The organism is Micromonospora tarapacensis, assembly GCF_019697375.1.
Classification (GTDB): domain Bacteria; phylum Actinomycetota; class Actinomycetes; order Mycobacteriales; family Micromonosporaceae; genus Micromonospora; species Micromonospora tarapacensis.
The window spans coordinates 4,728,960-4,751,949 of sequence record NZ_JAHCDI010000004.1; the positions used below are offsets into that span (position 1 = coordinate 4,728,960).

17 protein-coding genes and 4 pseudogenes are annotated in these 22,990 nt (G+C 73.0%); 13 read left to right on the plus strand and 8 right to left on the minus strand.

The window, feature by feature from the left end:
• Positions 1-80: 80 nt before the first annotated feature.
• Positions 81-2,555: a helicase-associated domain-containing protein gene (locus KIF24_RS27645; protein ID WP_221086521.1), complete on the plus strand. Its 2,475-nt coding sequence runs from the start codon at positions 81-83 to the stop codon at positions 2,553-2,555.
• A gap of 7 nt (positions 2,556-2,562) precedes the next feature.
• On the opposite strand, the gene KIF24_RS27650 is transcribed toward KIF24_RS27645, so the two are convergent.
• Entirely contained in the window at positions 2,563-2,802 is a 240-nt protein-coding gene (locus KIF24_RS27650; RefSeq protein WP_221086522.1) for a hypothetical protein, read from the minus strand.
• 476 nt (positions 2,803-3,278) lie between these two features.
• Between KIF24_RS27650 and KIF24_RS27655 the strand changes: the two genes are divergently transcribed.
• From KIF24_RS27655 to KIF24_RS35235, 3 genes are all read left to right on the plus strand, one after another.
• A complete protein-coding gene (locus tag KIF24_RS27655; protein WP_221086523.1) occupies positions 3,279-4,958 on the plus strand; it encodes a DNA repair helicase XPB in 1,680 nt (559 codons plus the stop codon).
• Positions 4,959-5,067: 109 nt separating this feature from the next.
• Positions 5,068-5,862 carry a hypothetical protein gene (locus tag KIF24_RS33560; protein ID WP_230415940.1) on the plus strand — a complete coding sequence of 265 codons (795 nt, stop codon included), beginning with the start codon at positions 5,068-5,070 and terminating at the stop codon, positions 5,860-5,862.
• A 143-nt stretch (positions 5,863-6,005) separates the two neighbouring features.
• Entirely contained in the window at positions 6,006-7,388 is a 1,383-nt protein-coding gene (locus KIF24_RS35235) for an esterase-like activity of phytase family protein (protein ID WP_407940019.1), read from the plus strand.
• A gap of 107 nt (positions 7,389-7,495) precedes the next feature.
• Here the strand turns inward: KIF24_RS35235 and KIF24_RS27665 are convergent, their stop codons facing one another.
• The 4 genes from KIF24_RS27665 to ligD (KIF24_RS27680) form a co-directional block, all read right to left on the minus strand.
• Positions 7,496-7,708, minus strand: a complete 213-nt coding sequence (locus KIF24_RS27665) for a GntR family transcriptional regulator (RefSeq protein WP_221087582.1) — start codon at positions 7,706-7,708, stop codon at positions 7,496-7,498.
• Positions 7,705-8,457, minus strand: a complete 753-nt coding sequence (locus tag KIF24_RS27670) for a TIGR03089 family protein (protein ID WP_221086524.1) — start codon at positions 8,455-8,457, stop codon at positions 7,705-7,707. The genes KIF24_RS27665 and KIF24_RS27670 overlap by 4 nt, the downstream gene beginning before the upstream one ends.
• A 122-nt stretch (positions 8,458-8,579) precedes the next feature.
• The gene (gene ligD, locus KIF24_RS27675; protein WP_221086525.1) at positions 8,580-9,491 is read right to left on the minus strand and encodes a non-homologous end-joining DNA ligase; all 912 of its coding nucleotides are present in this window, start codon (positions 9,489-9,491) and stop codon (positions 8,580-8,582) included.
• A complete protein-coding gene (gene ligD / locus KIF24_RS27680) occupies positions 9,481-10,422 on the minus strand; it encodes a non-homologous end-joining DNA ligase (protein WP_221086526.1) in 942 nt (313 codons plus the stop codon). Before ligD (KIF24_RS27680) ends, ligD (KIF24_RS27675) begins: the two co-directional genes overlap by 11 nt.
• A gap of 85 nt (positions 10,423-10,507) precedes the next feature.
• Between ligD (KIF24_RS27680) and ku the strand changes: the two genes are divergently transcribed.
• The 5 genes and pseudogenes from ku to KIF24_RS27705 all read left to right on the plus strand — a co-directional run bounded on the left by ku (position 10,508) and on the right by KIF24_RS27705 (position 15,111).
• Entirely contained in the window at positions 10,508-11,509 is a 1,002-nt protein-coding gene (gene ku, locus KIF24_RS27685) for a non-homologous end joining protein Ku (protein ID WP_221086527.1), read from the plus strand.
• A 201-nt stretch (positions 11,510-11,710) separates the two neighbouring features.
• Complete coding sequence (locus KIF24_RS27690) at positions 11,711-12,343, plus strand: FKBP-type peptidyl-prolyl cis-trans isomerase (protein WP_331461307.1); 633 nt, start codon at positions 11,711-11,713, stop codon at positions 12,341-12,343.
• Positions 12,344-12,522: 179 nt separating this feature from the next.
• Positions 12,523-13,346: pseudogene (locus tag KIF24_RS27695) on the plus strand (SCO6745 family protein).
• 62 nt (positions 13,347-13,408) lie between these two features.
• Positions 13,409-14,059 carry an HAD family hydrolase gene (locus KIF24_RS27700; protein ID WP_331461308.1) on the plus strand — a complete coding sequence of 217 codons (651 nt, stop codon included), beginning with the start codon at positions 13,409-13,411 and terminating at the stop codon, positions 14,057-14,059.
• Positions 14,060-14,100: 41 nt separating this feature from the next.
• Positions 14,101-15,111 (plus strand): NADPH:quinone reductase, encoded by a 1,011-nt coding sequence (locus KIF24_RS27705; RefSeq protein WP_221086530.1) that lies wholly within the window; start codon positions 14,101-14,103, stop codon positions 15,109-15,111.
• A 184-nt stretch (positions 15,112-15,295) separates the two neighbouring features.
• On the opposite strand, the pseudogene KIF24_RS27710 reads toward KIF24_RS27705, so the two are convergent.
• Positions 15,296-16,944: pseudogene (locus tag KIF24_RS27710) on the minus strand (fatty acid--CoA ligase).
• A gap of 55 nt (positions 16,945-16,999) precedes the next feature.
• Between KIF24_RS27710 and KIF24_RS27715 the strand changes: the two are divergent.
• On the plus strand, positions 17,000-17,491 hold the full coding sequence (locus KIF24_RS27715; protein ID WP_221086531.1) for an NUDIX domain-containing protein: 492 nt from the start codon (positions 17,000-17,002) through the stop codon (positions 17,489-17,491).
• Positions 17,492-17,504: 13 nt separating this feature from the next.
• Here KIF24_RS27715 and KIF24_RS27720 read toward each other — a convergent pair whose 3' ends face one another.
• Both KIF24_RS27720 and KIF24_RS27725 read right to left on the minus strand, forming a co-directional pair.
• A complete protein-coding gene (locus KIF24_RS27720; protein WP_221086532.1) occupies positions 17,505-19,181 on the minus strand; it encodes an MDR family MFS transporter in 1,677 nt (558 codons plus the stop codon).
• Between the two features lie 131 nt (positions 19,182-19,312).
• Entirely contained in the window at positions 19,313-19,861 is a 549-nt protein-coding gene (locus tag KIF24_RS27725) for a type 1 glutamine amidotransferase domain-containing protein (protein WP_221086533.1), read from the minus strand.
• 160 nt (positions 19,862-20,021) lie between these two features.
• On the opposite strand from KIF24_RS27725, the pseudogene KIF24_RS35240 reads away from it, so the two are divergent.
• From KIF24_RS35240 to KIF24_RS27735, 3 genes and pseudogenes are all read left to right on the plus strand, one after another.
• Positions 20,022-20,703, plus strand: a pseudogene (locus tag KIF24_RS35240) (bifunctional heptose 7-phosphate kinase/heptose 1-phosphate adenyltransferase); the annotation flags it as partial.
• A 443-nt stretch (positions 20,704-21,146) separates the two neighbouring features.
• Positions 21,147-22,114, plus strand: a pseudogene (gene rfaE2 / locus KIF24_RS35245) (D-glycero-beta-D-manno-heptose 1-phosphate adenylyltransferase); the annotation flags it as partial.
• Entirely contained in the window at positions 22,111-22,983 is an 873-nt protein-coding gene (locus tag KIF24_RS27735) for a glycosyltransferase (RefSeq protein ID WP_221086534.1), read from the plus strand. The pseudogene rfaE2 and the gene KIF24_RS27735, both read left to right, overlap by 4 nt.
• Positions 22,984-22,990: the final 7 nt, after the last annotated feature.

A 22,990-nucleotide genomic window follows, 5' to 3' on the forward strand; every position in this document is an offset into this window, starting at 1 on the left:
GCGAAGCTACCCGGCCACCCGGACCGGCCGGTACGTCCGAGGGGCGCAAGTGCCCCCTGCCGGGCTAGCGTGGAACGACGATGACCACCTCACTCGCCGACCACCTGCGGTCGCTGCCCGACGAGTCCCTCGCCGCGCTCCTGCGGCTGCGGCCCGACCTCGTCGTACCGGTCCCCGCCGACGTCGCCGCGCTCGCCCTCCGGGCCCAGTCCCGCGTCTCGGTGTCGCGTGCGCTCGACGGGCTGAACCAGTTCACCCTCCAGATCATGGACGCGGCGCGGTTGACCCGTGACCCGGCCGACGGCACCACCACGGTCGACGGGGTCCTCGCGCTGGCCACCACCGGGCCGCACCCTCCCGCACCGACCGCCGTCCGGGCCGCCGTCGACCGGCTGCGCGCCCATCTCCTGCTGTACGGCCCCGATCATGCCCTGCGACTCGTCGGTGGCATCGACGAGATCTCGCCGTACCCGGCGGGACTCGGCCGGCCGGCGACGGACCTGGACCCACGCACGGCCGCGCTCTGCGCGGACCCGGCGAAGCTACGGCGGACGCTGCTGTCCGCGCCGCCGTCGGCCCGGGCGATCCTGGACCGGCTGGCGGCCGGCCCGCCGGTCGGTAGCGTGCCGCCCGGTGCGTTGCATGCGCCCGCGGTCGGCGCCGACGACGACCTGCCGCCGGACGACACCAACGGCGGGGCACCGACCGGGTCCCCGGTCCGCTGGCTGATCGACCACCGGCTGCTGGTGCGGGTCGCCGGTGGCAAGGGCGGCAGCGCCGGCATGGTCGAGCTGCCCCGGGAGGTGGGGCTGCTGCTGCGGCGCGACACCGGGCCGTTGGGCCCGGTCCGCACCGGCCCACCGCCGGTGGCGGCCACCCCATGCGAGCCGAAGGCCGCCGACTCCGCCGGGGCCGGGCAGACCATGGAGGTGGTACGCCGCACCGAGGCACTGCTGGAGCAGCTGGCCGCCGATCCCGCTCCGGTGCTGCGCTCGGGTGGTCTCGGCGTGCGTGACCTGCGCCGGTTGGCCCGCGCCACCGGGCTGGACGAACCGACGACGGCGCTCCTGCTGGAGGTGGCGTACGCGGCCGGGCTGACCGGCGAGGTGGAGTTGCCCGGCACCGCCGGCCGGTACGGCGCCGACCAGCAGGTGTTACCCACCGTCGGGTACGAGATGTGGCGGGCCGGTTCGCTGGCCCAACGCTGGGAGCAGCTGGCCCGGGGCTGGCTGACCATGACCCGCCAGGTCGGTCTGGTCGGCCGGCGCGACGACCGGGGCCGCCCGATCACCGTGCTCTCCGCCGAGGCGGAACGGGCCGGTGCGCCGGCCGTCCGACAGGCGGTGCTCGGCGTACTCGCCGACCTGGAACCGGCCAACGCGCCCAGCGCGGACGAGGTGCAGGCGCTGCTGGACTGGCGGGCGCCCCGGCGCAGCCGCGGCCGGGAGGCGGCCCATCGGGAGGTGCTCGGTGAGGCGGCCACGCTGGGCGTGACCGGGCTGGGGGCGCTCACCTCGTACGGGCGGCTGCTGCTGGCCGAGGCGACGGCGACCGAGGACCGTGACGCGGGCGACCCGCTCGGGCTCCGGGCCGACGCCGAGGACGGCGAGGCGGGCACCGCGGTCCGGGCGCTGGACACCCTGCTGCCGGCGCCGGTGGATCACTTCCTCGTGCAGGCGGATCTGAGCGTGGTGGTACCAGGGCCGCCCGAGCCGGCGCTCGCCGCCGAGTTGGAGTTGCTCGCCGAGCCGGAGTCGGCCGGTGGGGCCAGCGTGCACCGGGTCAGCACGAGCAGCGTGCGTCGGGCACTGGATGCCGGCTACTCCGCCGACGACCTGCACGAGCTGTTCCGGCGCCGGTCCCGCACGCCGGTGCCGCAGGGGCTGACCTACCTGGTCGACGACGTGGCCCGCAAGCACGGCGGGCTGCGGATCGGCTCCGCCGGGGCGTACCTGCGCAGTGACGACGAGGCGCTGCTGGCCGAGGTGCTGGCCGACCGGCGGGTGGAGGCACTGGCGTTGCGCCGGCTCGCGCCGACGGTGCTGGCGACCCCCTACCAGGCCGGCCGGATGCTGAGCGTGCTGCGGGAGGCCGGCTACGCCCCGGTGGCCGAGGATGCCACCGGCTCGACGGTGCTCACCCGGCCGAAGAGCCGCCGGGCGCCGGCCCGCGTGTCGGTGGCCACCCGCGCGCTCGACCCGCTCGCCACGCCGCGCCTGCCCCTGCCACGCCTGCTCGGCGTGGTGGAGCAGATCCGCCGGGGTGACGCGGCGGCGCGGGCGGCCCGACGGGCGCCGGCGATGGTGCGGGGCGCCGCGGCCGACGGGCCGGTGCCCGCGCACGGTCACAGCGATGCCCTGGCCGTGTTGCAGCAGGCGGTACGCGACAAGGCGCTGGTCTGGGTGGGCTACGTCGACGCACACGGGGCGACCGCGTCGAGGCTGGTGCGGCCGGTGTCGCTGGGCGCCGGGTACCTGCGTGCGGAGGACGAGCGGACCGAGATGCTGCACACCTTCGCGCTGCACCGGATCACCGCGGCGGTGCTGGAGAAGTGACCGCCGCTCAGCGCCGGCTGCGGCGCACCGATCCGATGATCGCCACCGCCAGCAGCAGCCCGAACGCGGTGCCGAGGGCCTCGCCGACCGAGTCGACGAAGCCCTGCTGGAGCACCAGCCAGCCGAAGAGGAACCAGCCGAAGAGGATCACGCCGACGACCGCGTACGCGACCACCGTCGCGGTGGAGACCGGTTCGGGCGACCCTGCCCGCTCGCGCTCGGAGATCACTTCCTGTTCGACGGTCATGTGCCCTCCCCCGTACGGTCCGGCCCTCGAAGTCAAGAGTGTCATCCCGGAGCGCCGCCGACCAGCACCGTCGGGTGCTGATCCGACCCGGTCGTTACCCCGCTCGGGTGGGGGACGAAACGACGGAGGGGGTGCCGGTGCGGCCCGGGCGCGCCGCTCGCCCCCGTTGGCTGTCCGCGATGAACGGAACGGCCCCCGCTTCCTGGCCCGTCTCACCGCGCACCGAACGCGCACGCACCGGCACCGACCGGCGTGACGACCGCGAGGGTGGTGCGGCGGCCCGGTCGCGACCTCGCGGGCCGCCGCCCTCGACAACTCGTCCCCTACAGCTAGACGTTCGGCGGTACCGGGAGGGTTGCGCGTGGTGCGCACTTTCTTGCGACTCAGCCGCGCGTGCAACACTGGATGGTCGCCCTGAGCCAGGTCACCTGCCTGCCGTGGCGGCCGGATCAGCCGTACGGAGGAGAGGATTCCGCGTGAGTGGTGGACCGCTTATCGTGCAGTCGGACAAGACCCTGCTGCTGGAGATCGACCACCCCGACGCGCAGGCCTGTCGGATGGCCATCGCCCCGTTCGCCGAGCTGGAGCGCTCCCCCGAGCACGTGCACACGTACCGGCTGACACCGCTCGGCTTGTGGAACGCCCGCGCCGCCGGGCACGACGCCGAGGCCGTGGTGGACTCGCTGCTCAAGTTCTCCCGCTACCCGGTGCCGCACGCCCTGCTGGTGGACGTGGCCGAGACGATGGACCGGTACGGCCGGCTCCAACTCGCCAACGACCCGGCACACGGTCTCGTCCTGCGGGCCCTGGACCGGCTGGTGCTCGTCGAGGTGGCCAAGAGCAAGAAGCTCGCCGGGATGCTCGGCAACCGGATCGACGACGACACCGTCGCGGTGCACCCGTCCGAGCGAGGGCGGCTCAAGCAGGCCCTGCTCAAGCTCGGCTGGCCGGCAGAGGACCTGGCCGGATACGTCGACGGCGAGGCACACCCGATCGAGCTGGCCGAGGCCGGCAAGGACGGCCGCAAGCCGTGGACGCTGCGGTCGTACCAGCGGGAGGCGGTCGAGGCGTTCTGGGCCGGCGGGTCGGGTGTGGTGGTGCTGCCCTGCGGCGCCGGCAAGACGCTGGTCGGCGCGGCGGCGATGGCCGAGGCGAAGGCGACCACGCTGATCCTGGTCACCAACACGGTCGCCGGCCGGCAGTGGAAGCGGGAGCTGATCGCCCGGACGTCGCTGACCGAGGAGGAGATCGGGGAGTACTCCGGCGAACGCAAGGAGATCCGGCCGGTCACCATCGCCACGTACCAGGTGCTCACCTCGCGGCGCGGCGGCGCCTTCACCCACCTGGACCTGTTCGGCGCCCGCGACTGGGGCCTGGTCGTCTACGACGAGGTGCACCTGCTGCCCGCGCCGATCTTCCGGTTCACCGCCGACCTACAGGCCCGCCGCCGGCTCGGCCTGACCGCCACCCTGGTCCGCGAGGACGGCCGGGAGGGCGACGTGTTCAGCCTGATCGGCCCGAAGCGGTACGACGCGCCGTGGAAGGACATCGAGTCGCAGGGTTGGATCGCCCCGGCCGAGTGCACCGAGGTCAGGGTCACCCTGACCGACGCGGAGCGGATGTCGTACGCGACCGCCGAGGCGGAGGAGCGCTACCGGATGGCGGCCACCGCCCGCACCAAACTTCCGGTCATCAGAGCGCTGGTCGATCGGCATCCGAACGAGCAGACGCTGGTGATCGGCGCGTATATCGACCAGCTGCACCAGTTGGGCGAGTATCTGGACGCCCCGATCGTGCAGGGCTCGACCACGAACAAGGAGCGGGAGCGACTTTTCGACGCGTTCCGCTCCGGGGAGATCCGCACCCTGGTGATTTCCAAGGTCGGGAATTTTTCCATCGACCTGCCCGAGGCGGCCGTGGCGATCCAGGTCTCCGGCACGTTCGGCTCCCGCCAGGAGGAGGCGCAGCGCCTCGGGCGGGTGCTGCGGCCGAAGGCCGACGGCCGGCAGGCGCACTTCTACACCGTCGTCTCCCGGGACACCATCGACACCGAGTACGCCGCCCACCGGCAGCGCTTCCTCGCCGAGCAGGGGTACGCGTACACCATCGTCGACGCCGACGACGTCCTCGGTCCCAAGCTGCCAACCGTCGAGTAGCCACACCCGCTCCCGCCTGGGCATGTTCGGCCTGCGTTAACGATCAGGCCAGCCGGTGCTCGATCACGCCTGCCAGCCTCCGTCCCGTGCCTGCACAGACGGAGGACCAGTGACCAGCAAGAGATCGATTCCCGTACTGGCGGTGGCGGGCGCCACCGTCGCCGCCCTCGCCGTCACCGGTACGGCCCACGCCGGCCAGCACCACCACCACGGCCCGGCAAAGCCGGCGGCGAAGAGTTTCGACCGCACCGCCACCTACCCGGTGTTCCTGAACCGTCCCGCCGGCGAGGACCCGGCCACCGAGACGGTGGCCGAGATCTCCGACGTCAGCGAGGACGGCCGCACCCTGGTCTACACCGACGCGGCGGCCCGCCGGATCGGCTTCCTCGACATCTCCCGGGCCGACCAGCCGCGCGGGCTCGGCACGCTCTCCCTGGCCCAGCTCGGTGACGCCGAGGACGAGCCGACCTCGGTCGCGGTGGTCGGCCGGTACGTCCTGGTCGTGGTGAACACCAGCGCCGGCTACACCGACCCGTCGGGCCGCCTCGACGTGATCGAGCTGCGCACCCGCAAGCGCGTCCGCAGCATCGACCTCAGCGGCCAGCCCGACTCGATCGCGATCAGCGCCGACCAGCGGTACGCCGCGATCGCCATCGAGAACGAGCGGGACGAGGAGGCCACCCCGCCCGGCGCCGAGGAGGGCGACCTGCCGCAGGCGCCGGCCGGCTTCGTGCAGCTCGTGGACCTGCACGGCGGCGGTCCGCACCGGTGGTCGCTGCGCACCGTGCCGCTGACCACCCCGGCGGCCGGGCGCTGCCGTCCCTGGTCGCGGCCGGGATCGTCGAGCCCACCGACCCGGAGCCGGAGTACGTCACGATCAACCGGCGTAACCAGCTGGCGGTGACCCTCCAGGAGAACAACGGCGTCGTCCTGATCGACCTGCCCACCGGCCGGATCACCAGCGCGTTCAACGCCGGCACCGCGACGGTGCAGCGGATCGACACGGTCGAGGACGATGTCATCGACCTGACCGGCTCGATCACCGGCGTGCCGCGCGAGCCGGACGCGATCGTCTGGGTCGACGACCGATACCTGGCCACCGCGAACGAGGGTGACTGGCGGGGCGGCACCCGGGGCTGGACGGTCTTCGACAGCCGCACCGGCCGGGTCGCCTGGGACGCCGGCAACAGCTTCGAGTGGCTGGCCGTCCGGCACGGCCTGCACAACGAGGGCCGGTCGGAGAACAAGGGCAGCGAGCCCGAGGGGTTGGCCGTCGCCGAGTACGGCGGCACCCGCTACGCCTTCGTCGGCTCGGAGCGCAGCAACTTCGTCGCCGTCTACGATGTGAGCAAGCCGACCGCCCCGGTGTTCAGGCAGGTGCTGCCGGCCACCAACGGGCCTGAGGGGCTGCTGCCCGTCCCGTCGCGTGGGCTGCTCGCCGTCTCCAGCGAGACCGACGAGGCCGACGTCGGCGTCCGGGCCGCGGTGACGCTGTATCAGCTCGGCAAGGACACGCCCGGCTTCCCGAGCATCGTCTCCGGCCCGGACGCCACCGGCGCGCCGATCGCCTGGGGTGCGCTCGGCGCCCTCTCGGCCGACCCGAGGCAGCCGCATCTGCTGCACAGCGTGACCGACGCGGCGTACGCCAAGACCCAGATCGTCACCGTCGACGCCCGCAAGAGCCCGGCGGTGATCACCAGGTCGCTACCGGTCCGCGACGAGCGGGGCGAGCCGGTCGGCTACGACGCGGAGGGGATCTTCGCCCGTCCGCAGGGCGGCTACTGGCTGGCGGTCGAGGGTGCCAGCGGCCCGGAGAACAGGCTGGTCCGGCTGGACGCCGCCGGGGTGACCCGGCAGGTCGTGCCGCTGCCCGCCGACGTCGCCGCCGGCCTCGGCAAGCAGGGCTTCGAGGGGGTCACCGCGACCACCGACAGGCGCGGCCGGGAGATCGTCTGGGCGGTGCTCCAGCGCGAGGCCGCCACCGACCCGGCGGGCGTGGTCCGGATCGGCCGGTACGACGTGGCCGCCGGCTCGTGGAGCTGGTTCGGGTACCGGTTGGAGCGGACCAGCGTCGCTGGTGACTGGATCGGGCTCTCCGAGATAACCGTGGTCGGCAACCGGCTCGCGCTGATCGAGCGGGACAAGCTGAACGGTCCGGCCGCCAGGATCAAGCGGATCTACACGGTGCGGCTGCCGGCCGGCCCGGCCACGCCCGGCCCGCTGCGGGTACTGCCGAAGCGGCTCGCCCTGGACGTCCTGCCGGCGCTGCGCGCCGCCAACGGCTGGACCCAGGAGAAGCTGGAGGGGTTGACCGTGGCCGGCAACGGCCAGGTGTACGCGGTCACCGACAACGACGGCGTGCAGGACGCCACCGGCGAGACGGTGCTGCTGCGCCTCGGCCCGAGCGCGAAGGTCTTCGGCCGCCGCTGACCAGCCACTGACCGGCGTCGCCGGCCCCGGGATGTCCCACCCCGAGGGCCGGCGACGCCGGGGTCACCCAGCACGAGCACTTCTCGCAGAGAACGTTGACGAAGAGGTCAGTGGCGGTTGGACTCAGTGACGAAGACTCCGCGCCCCGGGCGGCCAACCAGCACACCCTGCTGTCGCAGCCGAGCCACGGCCCGGCTGATCGTGGACTGCGAGACGTCGTACTCGTCCGCCAACACCCGCCCTGAGGGCAGTTGAGAGCCGGGCGGATTGAGGGCTGGTGCCGCTCGGGCGGGACCGGCCGGCCTCGGAGTCGATCTCAGAGGACTCGCGTCACCTGTTCGGCGGCGATCACCGCGTCCCGCTCCGCCGGGTCGAGGTTGGCACAGAGCACCACGGAGGCCCCGGCCGACAGCGGGGCGAGCAGCCACTTCAGCGGCTGGTCATGCTCGGCGACGTCGACCAGCAGCCGGTCACCGACCCGCAGGTCGAGCTGCTCGGCCACCGCCCTGGCGATCGAACCCCATTCGGCGTAGCTGGTGCCGTCCGGGCTGGCCGCGTCGTTTGTGTGCAGCACGGGTCGGTCGCTCGGGGCGACGGCGTGCCGCAGCACTTCCACCGACCAGTCGAGCCAGCCGGCCGGCACGTCGGCCAACGGCTGCGATCCGGTGCCGACGAGGTAGCGGTGCAGCCCGTCCGGCACGTCCTCCAGCCAGTCGTCGAGCCGCTCCGGGGTGACCAGGACCGCGTCGTACGGCCGGTCGCCGCCCGGCTCCAGCACCGGCAGCCCGGCGGTGGCGCGCGGCCGGAACGACACCGCCATCCCGACCGACCAGGCACCGAGCAGCACCGCGGCGGTACGCCAGTGCGGCGGCAACAGCACCGCCACCCGGCTGCCCGGCACCAGCCCACACCCGTCGCGCAGCAGGCCGGCGGCCCGCGCCGACCACCCGCCCAACTCGGCGGCGGTCAACTGCTGACGATGCCCGGTCCGATGGTCAAGATAGGTCAGCAGCGGCTGGTCCCGCCCGGCGAGGCCGACGAAGGACAGCACGGGCGCGGCAGAATGCATACGGTAGGTCCTACTCCTGCTGCCCGGACCTGTCCATCCCGACCTGCCGTCTCGGCGCGCTGGTCCGGGCTCACCGGGCGGGGGCCCTTCCGCTACCGCAGGCGTCAACCGGGTGCCCTTCCTTACACCGGGAGTGGGGGGCCGCCGTGGAGCAGCGGGGCGAGCAGGTCGCCGTGCTGTTCGATCCGGTCGAGCACCTCGCCGGCCGGGTACGGCCGGGCCGACGGCCGCTGCCCCGCCGCGCCAGCCTCGACCTCGTCCCAGGTCAGCGGCGTCGACACCGACGGGATCTGCTCGGCGCGCAGCGAGTACGGCGCCACCGTCGTCTTCGCCGCGTTGTTCTGGCTCCAGTCGATGAACACCTTGCCGGGTCGCAGGTTCTTCGCCATCTTCGACACGATCAGCTTCGGGTGTTCGCGTTCGAGTTCCTGGGCGATCCGTCGTGCGTACGCCGACACCTCGTCGGCGGGTCGGTCGCCGGAGATCGGGCAGCAGAGCTGCATGCCCTTCTTGCCGGAGGTCTTCGGGTAGGCGTCCACGCCGTCGGCGGCGAGCCGGTCACGCAGAGGCAACGCCACCTCGCAGCACTGCCGCAGGGTGGCCGGCGGCCCCGGGTCCAGGTCGACCACCATCAGGTCCGGGTGCGCACCGATCTTCCACTGCGGGGTGTGCAGTTCCAGGGCGGCCAGGTTGGCCAGCCAGACCAGGGTGGGCAGGTCGTCGGCGACCACGTAGTCGATGGTCTCCCGGCCCTTGGTGGAGCCGGGCGCGGGCAGCGTCTCGACGCGCACCCAGGACGGGGTGGCGGCGGGAGCGTTCTTCTCGAAGAACGAGTTGCCCGCCACGCCGTTGGGGTAGCGGATCCGGGTGAGCGCCCGGTCTTGCAGGTGCGGCAGCAGCACCGGCGCGACCCGGGTGTAGTAGTCGATCACCTCGCCCTTGGTGAAGCCGGCCGCCGGGTAGAGCACCTTGTCGAGGTTGGACAGTTCGAGCGTGCGGCCCTGAACCTCCACCGGGAACCGGTCAGCTGGCATCGTCGACCTCCTCGGCCGGTTTGTCCGGCCGGACCCGCAGGATCCGGGGGAACCGCAGTCGCCCGTCGGGGGTGCGCTGGCCGTACTTGACCTCCACCACCACGCGGGGGGTTACCCAGATGGCGCCCCGGGCATCCTCGCGGGGCACGTCGCCACCAAACGGCGAGGTGGTGGCGCGCAGCGGTTCCAGCTCGCGCAGCAGCTCCCGTTCGAGAGCGGCGCCGATCCCGCCGCCGACCCGCCCCCGGTAGACGAGCCGCCCGCCGGCGCCGGGCACCCCGACCAGCAGCCCGCCGATCTTCCGCGCACCGGGCCGCCAGCCACCGACCACGAAGTCACCCGTCACCTCCAGCTTGACCTTCACCCAGTCCGGTGAGCGCACCCCGGGCCGGTAGGCCGACTCGACCCGCTTGGCCAGCACCCCTTCGAGGCCGTGTTCGCCGGCGGCCGAGTAGGTGGCCGGGCCGTCGAAGAAGACCGGGGGCACCGCCCACCGCGCCGCGCCCAGCCCGAGGGCGTCGAGGGCCTCCCGACGCCGGGCGTACGGCCAGCCGGTGAGGTCCTCGCCACGCAGCCGCAACACGTCGAAGATCATGTACGTGACCGGGACGGTGGCCGCCAGCCGGGCCGCCTTCACCGGGTTCCGCACGTGCATCCGCTCGGCCAGGGCGGTGAAGGACGGCCGCCCGGCCTGGTCGAAGAGGACCACCTCGCCGTCGAGCAGCGCGTCGTCGACCTGCTCGCCGAGCGGAATCAACTCGGGATACGCGGTGGTGATCTCGACGCCGGAGCGGGCGAACAGGCGTTGCCGTCCGGCGGCGATGTCGGCCAGCGCGCGTACCCCGTCCCACTTGAACTCGTACGCCCAGCCGGCACCGGCCGGGAGCGGCCCGGTCATCGCGAGCATCGGCTTGAGCGGCGCGCCGGACACGAGCCGACTGTAGTAGCAGGCCGAACACCTCGCGTCCGGATCGCGGTGATGCGAGCATGGTCGATACCGGGGAAGGGAGCGCGGGATGCGAGCCATCTGGAAGGGAGCCGTGTCGTTCGGGCTGGTCTCGATCGGGGTCAAGCTGTACTCGGCGACCGAGGAAAAGGACATCCGGTTCCATCAGGTGCACCGGGAAGACGGTGGGCGGATCCGGTACAAGCGCACCTGCCAGGTCTGCGGCGAGGAGGTCAGCTACGACGACATCGCCAAGGGCTACGACATCGGCGGCGGGGAAATGGTGATCCTGACCGACGAGGACTTCGCCGACCTGCCGTTGACCACGTCCCACGCGATCGACGTGCTGGAGTTCGTCCCGGCCGAACAGGTCGACCCGATCCTCTACAACAAGGCGTACTTCCTGGAGCCGGAGGGGACGGCGACCAAACCGTACCTGCTGCTCCGGGACGCGCTGACCGACTCGGAGCGGGTGGCGATCGTCAAGGTGGCGCTGCGCCAGCGGGAGCAGCTGGCCACGCTGCGGGTCCGCGAGGGCGTGCTGCTGCTGAACACCATGCTCTGGCCGGACGAGATCCGGAAGCCGGACTTCGGCTTCCTCGACGAGGACCTGAAGGTCCGGCCGCCGGAACTGGCCATGGCCACCTCCCTGATCGACTCGATGGCCGGGGAATTCCACCCGGACGAGTTCACCGACGACTACCGGGCGGCGTTGCAGGAGGTCATCGACGCGAAGGTGGAGGGCCGCGAGGTGGTCCAGCCGGAGGAGGTCGAGGAGGCTCCGGCCGCTGCGGTGGACCTGATGGCCGCGCTCAAGGCGTCCGTGGAGCGGGCGCGGGCGGCTCGGGGTGAGGCGGCGACCGGTGGTGGCGCCGAGCCGACCCCGATCTCGTCGGCGCGCTCGGCCCAGCAGAAGGGGGCGGCGAAGAAGGCGGCCAGGGCTCCGGCCAAGAAGGCCCCCGCGAAGAAGACCCCCGCGAAGAAGACCGCCGCGAAGAAGACCGCCGAGAAGACTGCGGAGAAGAAGGCCACCAAGACCGCCAAGAAGACCACCCCGCGCAGGTCCGCCTGACTTTCGCCGATCATGCACTTTTGGTCGCCCGAATGCGCCCTTTGGGCGTTTTCGGGGACGACCCGAACTCCATGATCGACGCCGCCGTTCCCGGCGGTGGGGCCATCGATGGTCGGAAGTGCGTCCGGCACCAGGTACCGTGTCGGCGGCGGCTTCCCATGGCCGGACCCACCCCACACCTCTCAGCAGGGAGTCGAGGACGTGAGCGAGCAGGAGACCAAGGCACGGCGGCGGCTGGCCGAGCAGTTGGCCGCCCAGAAGGCGGCCGAGGCCAAGCGTCGCCGACAGGCCTGGGCCGGCGCGTTCGCCGGCGTCGCCGTGGTGGCGGTGCTGATCACGGTCTTCGTGATCGTCGGCCGGGGTGGCGAGGACGCTCCCAAGCAGGCCGCCGGCACACCGTCCAACTCCGCGGAGGCCCCGGCCGACCCGGGTGCGCCGCCCGCACCGCAGTTGCCCGAGGGCGCCGACCCGGCGCTGGGCAGCAAGCCGACCGTCGCCGCGGGCGAGGGCGAGCTGACCAAGCTCACCGTGACCACCCTGATCGAGGGCACCGGGCCGAAGGTCGAGGCCGGCCAGTCGATCACCACCAACTACGTCGGGGTGTTCTTCGAGAACGGCGAGGAGTTCGACTCCTCCTGGGAGCGGGGCGAGCCGGCCACCTTCCCGATCGGGGTCGGGCAGGTCATCCCGGGTTGGGACAAGGGTCTGGTCGGGGTGACCGTGGGCAGTCGGGTGCAGCTCGACATCCCGGCCGAGGACGCGTACGGCGACGGCGAGGGTGGCCGGCCGGGTGGCCCGCTGCGCTTCGTGGTGGACGTCCTCGCCGCCCAGTGAGCCGCGGGCGGAGCCGCGTTCGCGGAACATCGATGCCGTTGACCACAGATGGCTTCCGCCCGGTCACCGGCCGGCAGTAGGTTCGGCAGCGTCCCGGACAAGACGCCCGGGACGCCGACGGGGGTAAGCAGGAGGCGGGCGTGACGGCGCTGGACACCGACGAGCGGACCGCTCGGTTGATGTGGACACACTACGAGCCGGTGCACGCCGTCACCTACTTCCACCCGCGTGCCCGGGCCGCGTACGAGGCGGCCGGGCTGCGCGGCTACTGGCGGGGCTACTTCGCCGGCCGGGCCGCACCGCTCGGGCCGACCGGTCCCGCTCCGGTGGTCGCCGCCTTCTACAGTTTCGCCCCGCACATGGTGAGCCGGGCCCTGCCGGCGGTGTGGCAGCTGGCCAGCCCGGAGGAGGCGCTGCGGTCCCGGCTGACCGGGGCGGTGCAGGCGCTCGCCGAGCTGACCTACGAGCTGCCCGAGCGACACCTCGCGGAGGCGGCCGAGCTGTTGGAGGCCGCCGCCGAGGGGATCGGGACGGCCGGCCGGGTGCTCGGCGCGGCCAACGCGGCCCTGCCGCGCGGCGACTATCCGCTCGCCCGGCTCTGGCAGACCGCCACCACGCTGCGCGAGCATCGCGGGGACGGGCACATCGCGGCGCTGGTCGCTGCCGATCTCGACCCGGTGGAGACGCTGGCCTGGCGGGTCGCGGTCGACATGGCGCCGGCGAACCTGTTGGGCCGGGGCTGGTCGGAACAGGAGTGGGCGCAGGCGCGCGAGCGGCTGACCGTCCGGGGCTGGCTGGGCGCGGACGGCGAGCCGACCGAGCGCGGGCGGGCCGGTTTCCGGGCGGTCGAGGATGCCACCGACGCCGCTGCCGCCCGGCCCTGGCGGGCGCTGGGGCGGACCGGACCCAGCGGCTGCGGGAGTTGCTCGACCCGATCGCCCGCGCCGCCCACACGGTCATCCCGCAGGGCAGCCCGATCGGCCTCCCGCCCCTGCAAAGTTGACCAAGAGGTTGGCGGCTGATTCTCTGCGGATCCCGAGGGTGCGCGAGGATGGGGGTGTGGCGGTGGATGCGGTGGTTTTTGACCTTGACGGCGTGATCGTGGATTCCGAGCCGGTCTGGGAGGAGGTTCGCCGGGCGTACGTGGCCGATCACGGCGGCACCTGGCAGGCCGACACCCAGCGCCGGCTGATGGGGATGAGCACCGGAGAGTGGGCCGGATACCTCAGCGCCGAGCTGGGGGTGCGGCGCACCGCCGAGCAGGTCGCCGCCGAGGTGGTCGAGGAGATGACCCGGCGGTACGCGGCCCGCGTACCGGTGATCGACGGTGCGGTCGAGGTGGTGCGCCGGCTGGCCGCGCGGTGGCCGCTGGGGCTGGCCAGTTCGTCGCCGACCCGGTTGATCACGGCGGCGCTCGCCGCCACCGAGCTGACCGGCACGTTCCGCACCACGCTGTCCACCGAGGAGACCGCGCGCGGCAAGCCGGCGCCGGACGTCTACCTGACCGTCGCGCGGCGGCTCGGCGTCGACCCGGCGCGTTGCGTGGCGGTGGAGGACTCCTCCAACGGGGTCCGGTCCGCGGCCGCCGCCGGGATGGCCGTGGTGGCGGTCCCGCACGGGTCGTACCCGCTGGATCCGGACGCGGAGCGGCTGGTGGCGACGGTGCTGGGCTCGATCGACGAGCTGACCCCGGAGGTCGTGGACCGGCTCGCCTGAACCGCCACCGGGTGGTCCGTGACGCGCCTACGGTCGGTGGCATGAAGGCGATCGTGTACGAGCGCGCCGGTGATCCCTCGGTGCTCCAGTTGGTCGATCGACCGGTGCCGGAACCCGGTAGGGGTGAGGCGCTGGTGCGGGTCGCGGTGTCCGGGGTGAACCCGACGGATTGGAAGGCACGCCGGCAGGGGGCGTTGCCGGCCGGCTGGCAGACGCCCGGCCAGGACGGCGCCGGGGTGGTCGAGGCGGTCGGCGAGGGGGTCGACCGGGAGCTGATCGGCGAGCGGGTGTGGCTCTGGGAGGCTGCCTGGCAACGACCGTGGGGCACCGCCGCCGAGTACAGCGTGGTGCCGGTCCGCCAGGCGGTACGCCTCGGCGACGCCTCCTTCGAGTTGGGCGCCTGCCTGGGCATCCCGTTCCTGACCGCGCACCGGTGCCTGACCGCCGGGGAGTACCTGCCCGACAGCCTGCGCCCGGGTGCGTTGAGCGATCACACGGTGCTGGTGCAGGGCGGCGCCGGTGCGGTGGGCAATGCGGCGATCCAGCTGGCGGCGTGGGCCGACGCCTGCGTGATAGCCACGGTGAGCAGCGCGGAGAAGGCCCAGTTGGCCGCGGCGGCCGGCGCCTCCGTGGTGATCAACTATCGGGAGCAGGACGTGGTGGAGGAGGTCCGCAAGGTCGCGCCCGACGGGGTCCACGGCATCGTGGAGGTGTCCCCCGCCCGTAACGCGGCTACCGACGTCCGGCTGCTGCGCACCGGCGGGGTGGTCTGCGTCTACGCCGACGACGGCGGCGACGAGGTGACGCTGCCGGTCCGCCCCCTGATGGCGCCCAACGCCCGCTGGCAGTTCGTGCTGGTGTACACGATGCCGAAGGCGGCGAAGGCGCAGGCGGTGGTGGACGTCGCGGCAGCCGCCGCGCAGGGCGGTGTCCGGGTGGGTGAGGAGGCCGGCCTGCCGCTGCACCGTTATCCGCTGTCGGCGACCGTCGCCGCGCACCGGGCGGTGGAGGATTCCGTGGTGGGGAAGGTGCTGGTCAGCACCGACGGGTAGCGGGCCGGATCAGGCTGTTTTCTCCATCCACCGGACAGAGGCGAACAACATTCGCAATACTGGCATTGCGGGTCGCCCCGCAAGGAACGGGCGGCCCCGGCGCGGTGCGAACGCCGGGGCCGCCCACCGGAGAGAGGTCTGTGCGAGGCCGCTACTCCTAACGGCGATGATGCGCCGAAAAGCGTTACGGCGTGGCCAGTTCCCGCACATTCAGGTCGCCGTCGGCGTACCGGGCGCGCACCACCTTCTTGTCGAACTTGCCGACGCTGGTCTTCGGCACCACGTCGACGAACGCCCACCGCTCCGGCAACTGCCAGCGGGCCACCGACCCGGCCAGGAACTCGCGCAACTCCTCCGGGGTGGCCGACGCACCCTCGCGAAGCACCACCGTGGCCAGCGGCCGCTCGTCCCAGCGCTGGTCCGGTACGCCCACCACGCAGGCCTCCAGCACCGCCGGATGGGCCATCAACGCGTTCTCCAACTCCACCGAGGAGATCCACTCACCGCCCGACTTGATCACGTCCTTGGCCCGGTCGGTCAGGGTCAGGTAACCGTCCGCCGACAGGGTGCCCACGTCACCGGTGCGCAGCCAGCCGTCGCGGAACTTCTCCGGATCCGGGGCGTCGTCACCGACGTACCGGGCGGTGACCCACGGCCCGCGGACCTCCAGTTCGCCGACGGAGGCTCCGTCGGCGGGCAGCGGCTCCCCGCCGGGCCCACGACGCGGGCCCGCACCCCGGCCGGCACCCGCCCCTGCGTGTACCGGTAACGCCAGGCGTCCGCACCGGTCGCGCCGGCCGGCGGGCGGGCCACCGAGCCCAGCGGCGACATCTCGGTCATCCCCCAGGCGTGGATCACGTTGACGCCGTGCCGCTCGTCGAAGGCGTGCATCAGCGACGGCGGGCAGGCCGAGCCACCGACGATCACCTCCGTCAGCGAGGAGGTGTCCACCTCGTGGCCGTCCAGGTAGGCCAACAGGTCGGTCCAGATGGTCGGCACCGCGCCGGCCAGGGTCGGCCGTTCGGCGGCGATCATCTCGGCGATCGGGGCGGCCTGGAGGAAGCGGTCCGGCATCACCAGGGAGGCGCCGGAGAGGAAGGCCGCGAACGGCAGGCCCCACGACATCGCGTGGAACATCGGCACGATGGCCAGCTCGCGATCGGTCGGCCCGAGCCCGAAGCCCTCCGGCATGCAGATCTGCAACGAGTGCAGGTAGATCGAGCGGTGCGAGTAGGCCACCCCCTTGGGGTTGCCGGTGGTGCCGGAGGTGTAGCAGAGCGCGGCGGCGTCGCGCTCGTCCACCTCGGGCCAGTCGTACGCCTCCGGCCGATCGGCCAGCAACGCGTCCCAGCGGTGTACGGCGATCCGGTCGCCGGCCGCGGCCACCAGTGGGGCGGGATCCCCGCCGCCGACCACCACCACGTGCCGCACGCTGGTCATCCCGCCGATGGACTTCGCCAGCAGCGGGATCAGCGTCGAGTCGACCAGCACCACCCGGTCCTCGGCGTGGTTGGCGATGTAGGTGACCTGGTCGGGGAAGAGTCGGATGTTCAGCGTGTGCAGCACCGCACCCATGCTGGGCACCGCGAAGTACGCCACCAGGTGCTCGGTGTTGTTCCACATGAACGTGGCGACCCGCTCGTCGCCGGTCACCCCGCACTCGGCGCGCAGCGCGTGCGCGAGTCGGGCGGCGTCCCGCCCGACCTGGGCGTACGTGCTGCGGCGCGACTCGGCGCCGGTCCACGTCACCACCTCGGCCGTGCCGTGCACGGTGGCGCCGTGTTCGAGGATCCGGGAGACCTGGAGGGGGGCGTCCATCATCGTGCTACGCATGGGTAACAAGTTAGTGTCGCCGGTCACACGTTGGGAACCCCCGTAAATTGTCCGGGTGAGCATCTCCTGGGCCGACTCGTACGTCGGGCAGCTGCGTGCCCTGGCCGGCAACCGGACGCTGATGTTCGTCGGCGCGCGGGCCGTGGTCCGCGACAACTCGGCGCGCATCCTGCTGATCCGCCGCTCGGACAACGGGCAGTGGGCGATGCCCGCCGGTGCGATGGAACTGGGCGAGTCGATCGCCGACTGCGCCGTGCGGGAGGTGCGCGAGGAGACCGGGTTACGGGCCCTGCGGGTGAGCGCCTTCGCGCTCTACACCGGCCCGGACCGCACCCACACCAACATGTACGGCCACACGTACCAGATCTTCACCACGGCGTTCCGGGTCGAGGAGTGGGACGGCCGGCTGGCCCGGGTCACCGACGAGACCATCGACGCCGGCTTCTTCCACCGCGACGCGATGCCGCAACCGCTCTCCGGCAGCGTTCCGGAGACCCTGGCCGACCTGGACGTCTTCGAACAGACCAACCGCCTGATCCTGAAGTGAGCCGGCCGGTCCGTCAGAGCATCGTCTGGGACCTGGCCTCCATCTCGGCGGCGGCCTCCGGCTTCGACTCGCGGTCGAGCGGCTTGCCGCCGGGCGCGGGCGCCTCGCCGCCGAGACCGTCGGTGCCGCCGGTGGCGCCCTGCGGACCGGCACCGCGCAGCGTCTCGTTCGGCAGGGCCAGGGTGACCAGCACCGCCACGATCGCGATCAGTCCGGTGGTCAGGAAGACCAGGTGCAGCGACTCGACGAAGGCCGCCTGGACGGCGGCGCGCACCGGGGCCGGCAGGGCCAGGATGGTCGCCGGGTCGTTGACCGAGACACCCGCGCCGCCGGTGGCACCCGTGGTGGCGCGTTGCTCCGGGGTCAGCTGGGCGACGGCGCCCGGCAGCCGGTCGGCCATCTCGGCGGCGAGCCGCGAGGAGAGCACCGCGCCGAGGATCGCCACCCCGAAGGACCCGCCGAGCGACCGGAAGAAGGTCGCCGACGAGGTGGCGGCGCCCAGATCCCGCATCGAGACCGCGTTCTGCACGGCGAGGACGAGCGACTGCATGCACAGCCCCAGCCCGACGCCGATCACCGCCATGAACGCGAACGCCATCCAGAGCGAGGTGTCCACCCGCAACCGGGTGAACAGCAGCATCCCGACCAACAGCACGGCCGATCCGGTCACCGGGAACCATTTGTAGCGGCCGATGCGGCTCATCGCCCGTCCGGTGAGCACGGAGGTCACGATGATGCCGGCCATCATCGGCAGCATCAGCAGACCGCTGCGAGTCGGTGAGGCGCCCTTGACGATCTGAAGGTAGAGCGGGATGAAGATGATCGACCCGAACATCACCAGACCGAGCACGAAACCGGCGCTGTTGGCCAGGGCGAAGGTCAGGCTGCGGAACAGACGCAGCGGCAGGATCGGTTCGGCTACCCGGCGCTCCTGGAGCACGAAGAGCACCCCCAGCACCGCTCCGGCGGCGAGCAGCCCGATGACCACCCCGGAGCCCCAGGGGTAGGTGTTGCCGCCCCAACTCAACGCGAGCAGCAGGCAGCTCACCCCGGCGACCAGCAGCATCGCGCCGAGCCAGTCGATCGCGTGGTCGCGGCGGGTGAACGGCACCGACCGCATCACCCGCGAGCAGACCACGATGGCCAGGATCGCCAGCGGCACGTTGATGTAGAAGATCCAGCGCCAGTTGGTCTCGGCGAAGTAGCCGCCGACCAGCGGCCCGGCCACCGAGGCGATCCCGAACACCGCACCGAAGACACCCTGGTACCGGCCCCGCTCCCGGGGCGAGACCACGTCCGAGATGATGGTGAAGGCCAGGGTGATCAGGCCGCCCGCGCCGACGCCCTGCACCCCACGAGTGATGATCAGCTGCGTCATGTCCTGGGACAGCCCGGCCAGCAGCGAACCGACCAGGAACGTCCCGATGGAGAAGAGGAACACCGGGCGGCGCCCGTACAGGTCGGCCATCTTGCCGTAGAGCGGGGTCGAGGCGGTCGAGGCGAGCAGGTACGCCGTCACGACCCACGAGTAGTGGCTGATGCCGCCCAGTTCGCCGACGATGGTCGGCAGGGCGGTCCCGACGATGGTCTGGTCGAGTGCGGCCAGCAGCATCCCGGTCATCAGACCGAACATCAGCAGGCGGATCTGCCCCTTGCCCAACACCTGTGCCGGATGGCCTTCGGTCGTCATTGCGCCTACTTTCCCGGGCCACCGGAAACATGCCCGCCGTCGCCGAAAACCGGCCCGCCCGGCGGCTTCCGGCCGCGGTGACGGCGGAAGCCCCGGGCGGACCGGGTCGGTGCGACTCCGCGGGCGCGGGCTCAGTGCCGGCCCTCGGCGAACTCCTCGACGATCTTGGCGCAGAAGGCCGGCAGATCGTCCGGCTTGCGGCTGCTGACCAGGCCGTTGTCGGTCACGACCGGCTCGTCGACCCAGTCGGCACCGGCGTTGACCAGATCGGTGCGCAGGCTCGGCCAACTGGTCATCCGGCGGCCCCGCACCACGTCCGCCTCCACCAGCGTCCACGGACCGTGGCAGATCACCCCGACCGGCTTGCCCGCGTCGAAGAACGACCGGACGAACCGCACGGCGTCCGGATCGGTGCGCAGGAGGTCCGGGTTGGCCACCCCGCCGGGCAGCACCAGCGCGTCGTACCGGTCGGGGTCCGCGTCGGCCGCGCCGACATCCACCTCGTACGTGGTGGACGGGTCCAGGTGGTCGAAGGAGGTGATCTTCCCAGGCTTGATCGACACCAGCTCGGCCGTCGCGCCGGCCTGCTCGACGGCCTGCCGCGGCTGGACGTACTCGACCTCCTCCACGCCGTCGGTGGCCAGGAAGGCGACTCGTTTGCCCTGCAACGTGGCTGCCATGTTGCTCTCCTCTCCGGGGTTCCGTTATCTCCCCTTCCCGGCACCGGAGGAGCGAAACGCACACCGTGGTGACCCGGGCCGCGGGTCGCCGCCGCACGACCGCCACACCGGGTGCCCGGCCGGCAGGTTTGACCCCGCTGGCCGGAGGGGAACCGCCGACATGGCACGAGCAGCAGCGGAACAGCTCCGGCTCGCCGACGTCGTGCAGAGCTGGCTCGGGCGCCCGGTCCTGGTGATCGGCGACGCCATGCTCGACGAGTGGCGGTTCGCCGACTCGGACCGGTTGTGCCGGGAGGCCCCGGCCCCGGTCCTCACCCTGCGCCGCCGTATCTCGGCGGCGGGTGGCGCGGCCAACACCGCGGTCAACATCGCCACGCTGGGCGGTCGCTCGGTGCTGGTGGCGCCGGTCGGGGCCGACGCGGCCGGCGACGAGCTGCACGACTGCCTGGACCGGGCCGGCGTCTGGGACCGGACGGTCAGCCAGCCCGGCCGACCCACGCCGGTCAAACGGCGGATGCTGGCCGGTGACCAGATCCTGCTGCGCGAGGACTCCGGCGACCCGGAGGACCCGCTCAGCGAGGTGGGCGTGGACTGCCTGCTCACCGCCCTGGACTGCGCCGGCGAGGAACTGCGGGCCGCCGGCCGTGGCGAGGCCCCCGCGCTGGTGGTCTGCGACTACGGCCTGGGCGCCCTGCCCGCGCCGGTACGCGCCTGGCTGGTCGCACACCGGGACCGGTACGCCACGGTCGCGCTGGACGCCCACGACCTCGCCGACTGGCGGGGTCTCGCCCCGACCGTGGTGACCCCGAGCTTCGCGGAGGCGACCCGGCTGCTCGCCCGCGCCGGCACCGTCCGGCTGGCCGCCGGCCCGTCGGGGCCGGGCCGGCCAGGTGACACCGGGCCGCTGCCGGCCGGCTCCGGAACCCCGTCGCCGGGCACCGGGACGCCGACCGCCAGAGAAGATCCGGTCACGCCCGGCGACGTGATGGCTGCCGGCGGGCCGGCGGGCCGGGACACCGTCGCAGGCGGGGGCACGGCAGCCGGCGGAGGGCCGGCTGGCACGCTGCCCAGCACCGGTCGGGAGCTGCATCTGGAGCACCCCGAGGTCGACCCGGCCGACGGACCGTCCGAGCTGACGGTGGGGGCCGCGCCGGGAGGGGCCGGGATGCGGCGTACCGACGGGCCGACCGGCGAGCCGACCCCGGGCGAGAACCGGGTGGCGATGACCCGCGACGGGCTCAGCGTGACCGGCACGGGGGTGACCGTGAACACCGAGGCCGGCGCCGGGGTGGACCGGGCGGTGCTGGCCGAGTCCCGGCTCGCCGAGCTGCGGGCCCACACCGGCGCGGCCGTGGTCGCGGTGACCCTGGACACCGAGGGCGCGGTGGTCGGCGGCGCCGACGGGAGCCCGCACGCAGCCACAGCACACCCGTCCCGGCCAGCCACGCCGTCGGCGCCGGTGACGCGTACCTGGCGGCCATGACCCTCGCACTCGCCGCCGACGCCCCGCTGTCGACCGCCGCCCAGCTGGCCCAGCTCGCCGCGACGAGCACCGTCGGCGGCACCGGAACCTGTGTCTGTCACCGCGAGGATCTGCTGGCCGCACTGGGCAGCCCACCGCCCGACGGCGAAGAACGGCGGGTGCAGGTCGGCACCGGCCGCCTGGCGGAGATCGTCACCGAGCAGCGCCGCGCGGGCCGCTCGATCGTCTTCACCAACGGCTGCTTCGACGTGCTCCACCGCGGCCACGTGCGATACCTGGAACAGGCCCGCGCCCTCGGCGACCTGCTGGTGGTGGCGGTCAACTCCGACGACAGCGTACGCCGGCTGAAGGGCGCCGACCGACCGGTCAATCCGGTCGAGGACCGCACCGCCCTGCTCGCCGCACTGTCCTGCGTGGACCACGTGGTCGTCTTCGAGGAGGACTCGCCGACCGCGCTGATCGAGGCCATCCGCCCGGATGTCTACGTCAAGGGCGGCGACTACCCGACCGAGCTGGTGCCGGAGGCGCCGCTGGTGCAGCGGCTGGGCGGCCAGGTACGCACCCTGGGTTACGTGCCGGACCGTTCCACCTCCGCGATCATCGACCGGATCCGGGCGCACGGCCAGCAGGCCACGCCGGAGGCCACCAGCCCAGGCCAGCCATCCACGCCCGAGCCGGCCGCCACCGCCGCGCCCGAGCCGGCGGCCGGGACCGGCACCGCCGCACCCGCGACCGACGCGGCCGTCCCGCTGACCGGCAAGGCGCTGTGAACCGACCACTCGACGCCGGCGATCCCGCGGAGTTCCACGCCGGCCGCCTGGTCGACGTGCTGGTCCCGACCCGCGACCGCCCCGCCGAACTCGCCGTCACCCTCTCCGGGCTCGCCGCCCAGGAGGGGGTGCCGGGGTTCGGGGTGGTGGTCAGCGACCAGTCCGACGGCGACCCCGGGTACGCCCACCCGGCGGCGGCCACGATGGTCCGGGCGCTACGCCACCGGGGGCACCCGGTGCTGCTGACCCGACGGTTGCCCCGGCGGGGCCTCGCCGAACACCGGGCCTTCCTGCTCGGCGCCTCCGCCGCCCGGTACGTGCTCTGCCTCGACGACGACGTCTGGTTGGAACCGGGCACCTTGCGCCGACTGGTCACCGCGATCGCCGAGCTGGGCTGCGGCTTCGTCGGCAACGCCGTGCACGGGCTGTCCTACCTGCACGACATCCGACCGGAGACGCACCGGCACTACCAGGAATGGACGGGCCGCCCGGTGCCCGAGCGGGTCCGCCCGGACACACCCGAATGGGACCGGGCGCAGATCCACTCCGCGGCGAACCTGCTGCACGTCACCGAGTCCTTGGCCCTGCCGGAGGGGAGCTGGCGGGCGTACCGGATCTCCTGGCTCGGCGGCTGCGTCCTGTACGACCGGGCGAAGCTGGTCGACTCCGGCGGTTTCGACTTCTGGCGCCGGGTACCGGAGCGGCACCAGGGCGAGGACGTCGCCGCCCAGCTGGCCGTGCTGGCGCGCCACGGCGGCGCCGGTGTCCTGCCCAGCGGCGCGTACCACCTGGAGTCCCCGACCACGGTCACCGACCGCGACGTGGAGGCCTGGGAGGTTGTTCTCACCGACGCGGATGCCGACGCCTGACTCCGCC

Excerpts from the sequence above, each read along its gene's own strand:
- KIF24_RS27645 (WP_221086521.1), top strand. The coding sequence starts at position 81 with ATGACCACCTCACTCGCCGACCACCTGCGGTCGCTGCCCGACGAGTCC.
- KIF24_RS27650 (WP_221086522.1), bottom strand. The coding sequence starts at position 2,802 with ATGACCGTCGAACAGGAAGTGATCTCCGAGCGCGAGCGGGCAGGGTCG.
- KIF24_RS27670 (WP_221086524.1), bottom strand. The coding sequence starts at position 8,457 with ATGCATTCTGCCGCGCCCGTGCTGTCCTTCGTCGGCCTCGCCGGGCGG.
- ligD (WP_221086525.1), bottom strand. The coding sequence starts at position 9,491 with ATGCCAGCTGACCGGTTCCCGGTGGAGGTTCAGGGCCGCACGCTCGAA.
- ku (WP_221086527.1), top strand. The coding sequence starts at position 10,508 with ATGCGAGCCATCTGGAAGGGAGCCGTGTCGTTCGGGCTGGTCTCGATC.
- KIF24_RS27705 (WP_221086530.1), top strand. The coding sequence starts at position 14,101 with ATGAAGGCGATCGTGTACGAGCGCGCCGGTGATCCCTCGGTGCTCCAG.
- KIF24_RS27720 (WP_221086532.1), bottom strand. The coding sequence starts at position 19,181 with ATGACGACCGAAGGCCATCCGGCACAGGTGTTGGGCAAGGGGCAGATC.
- KIF24_RS27725 (WP_221086533.1), bottom strand. The coding sequence starts at position 19,861 with ATGGCAGCCACGTTGCAGGGCAAACGAGTCGCCTTCCTGGCCACCGAC.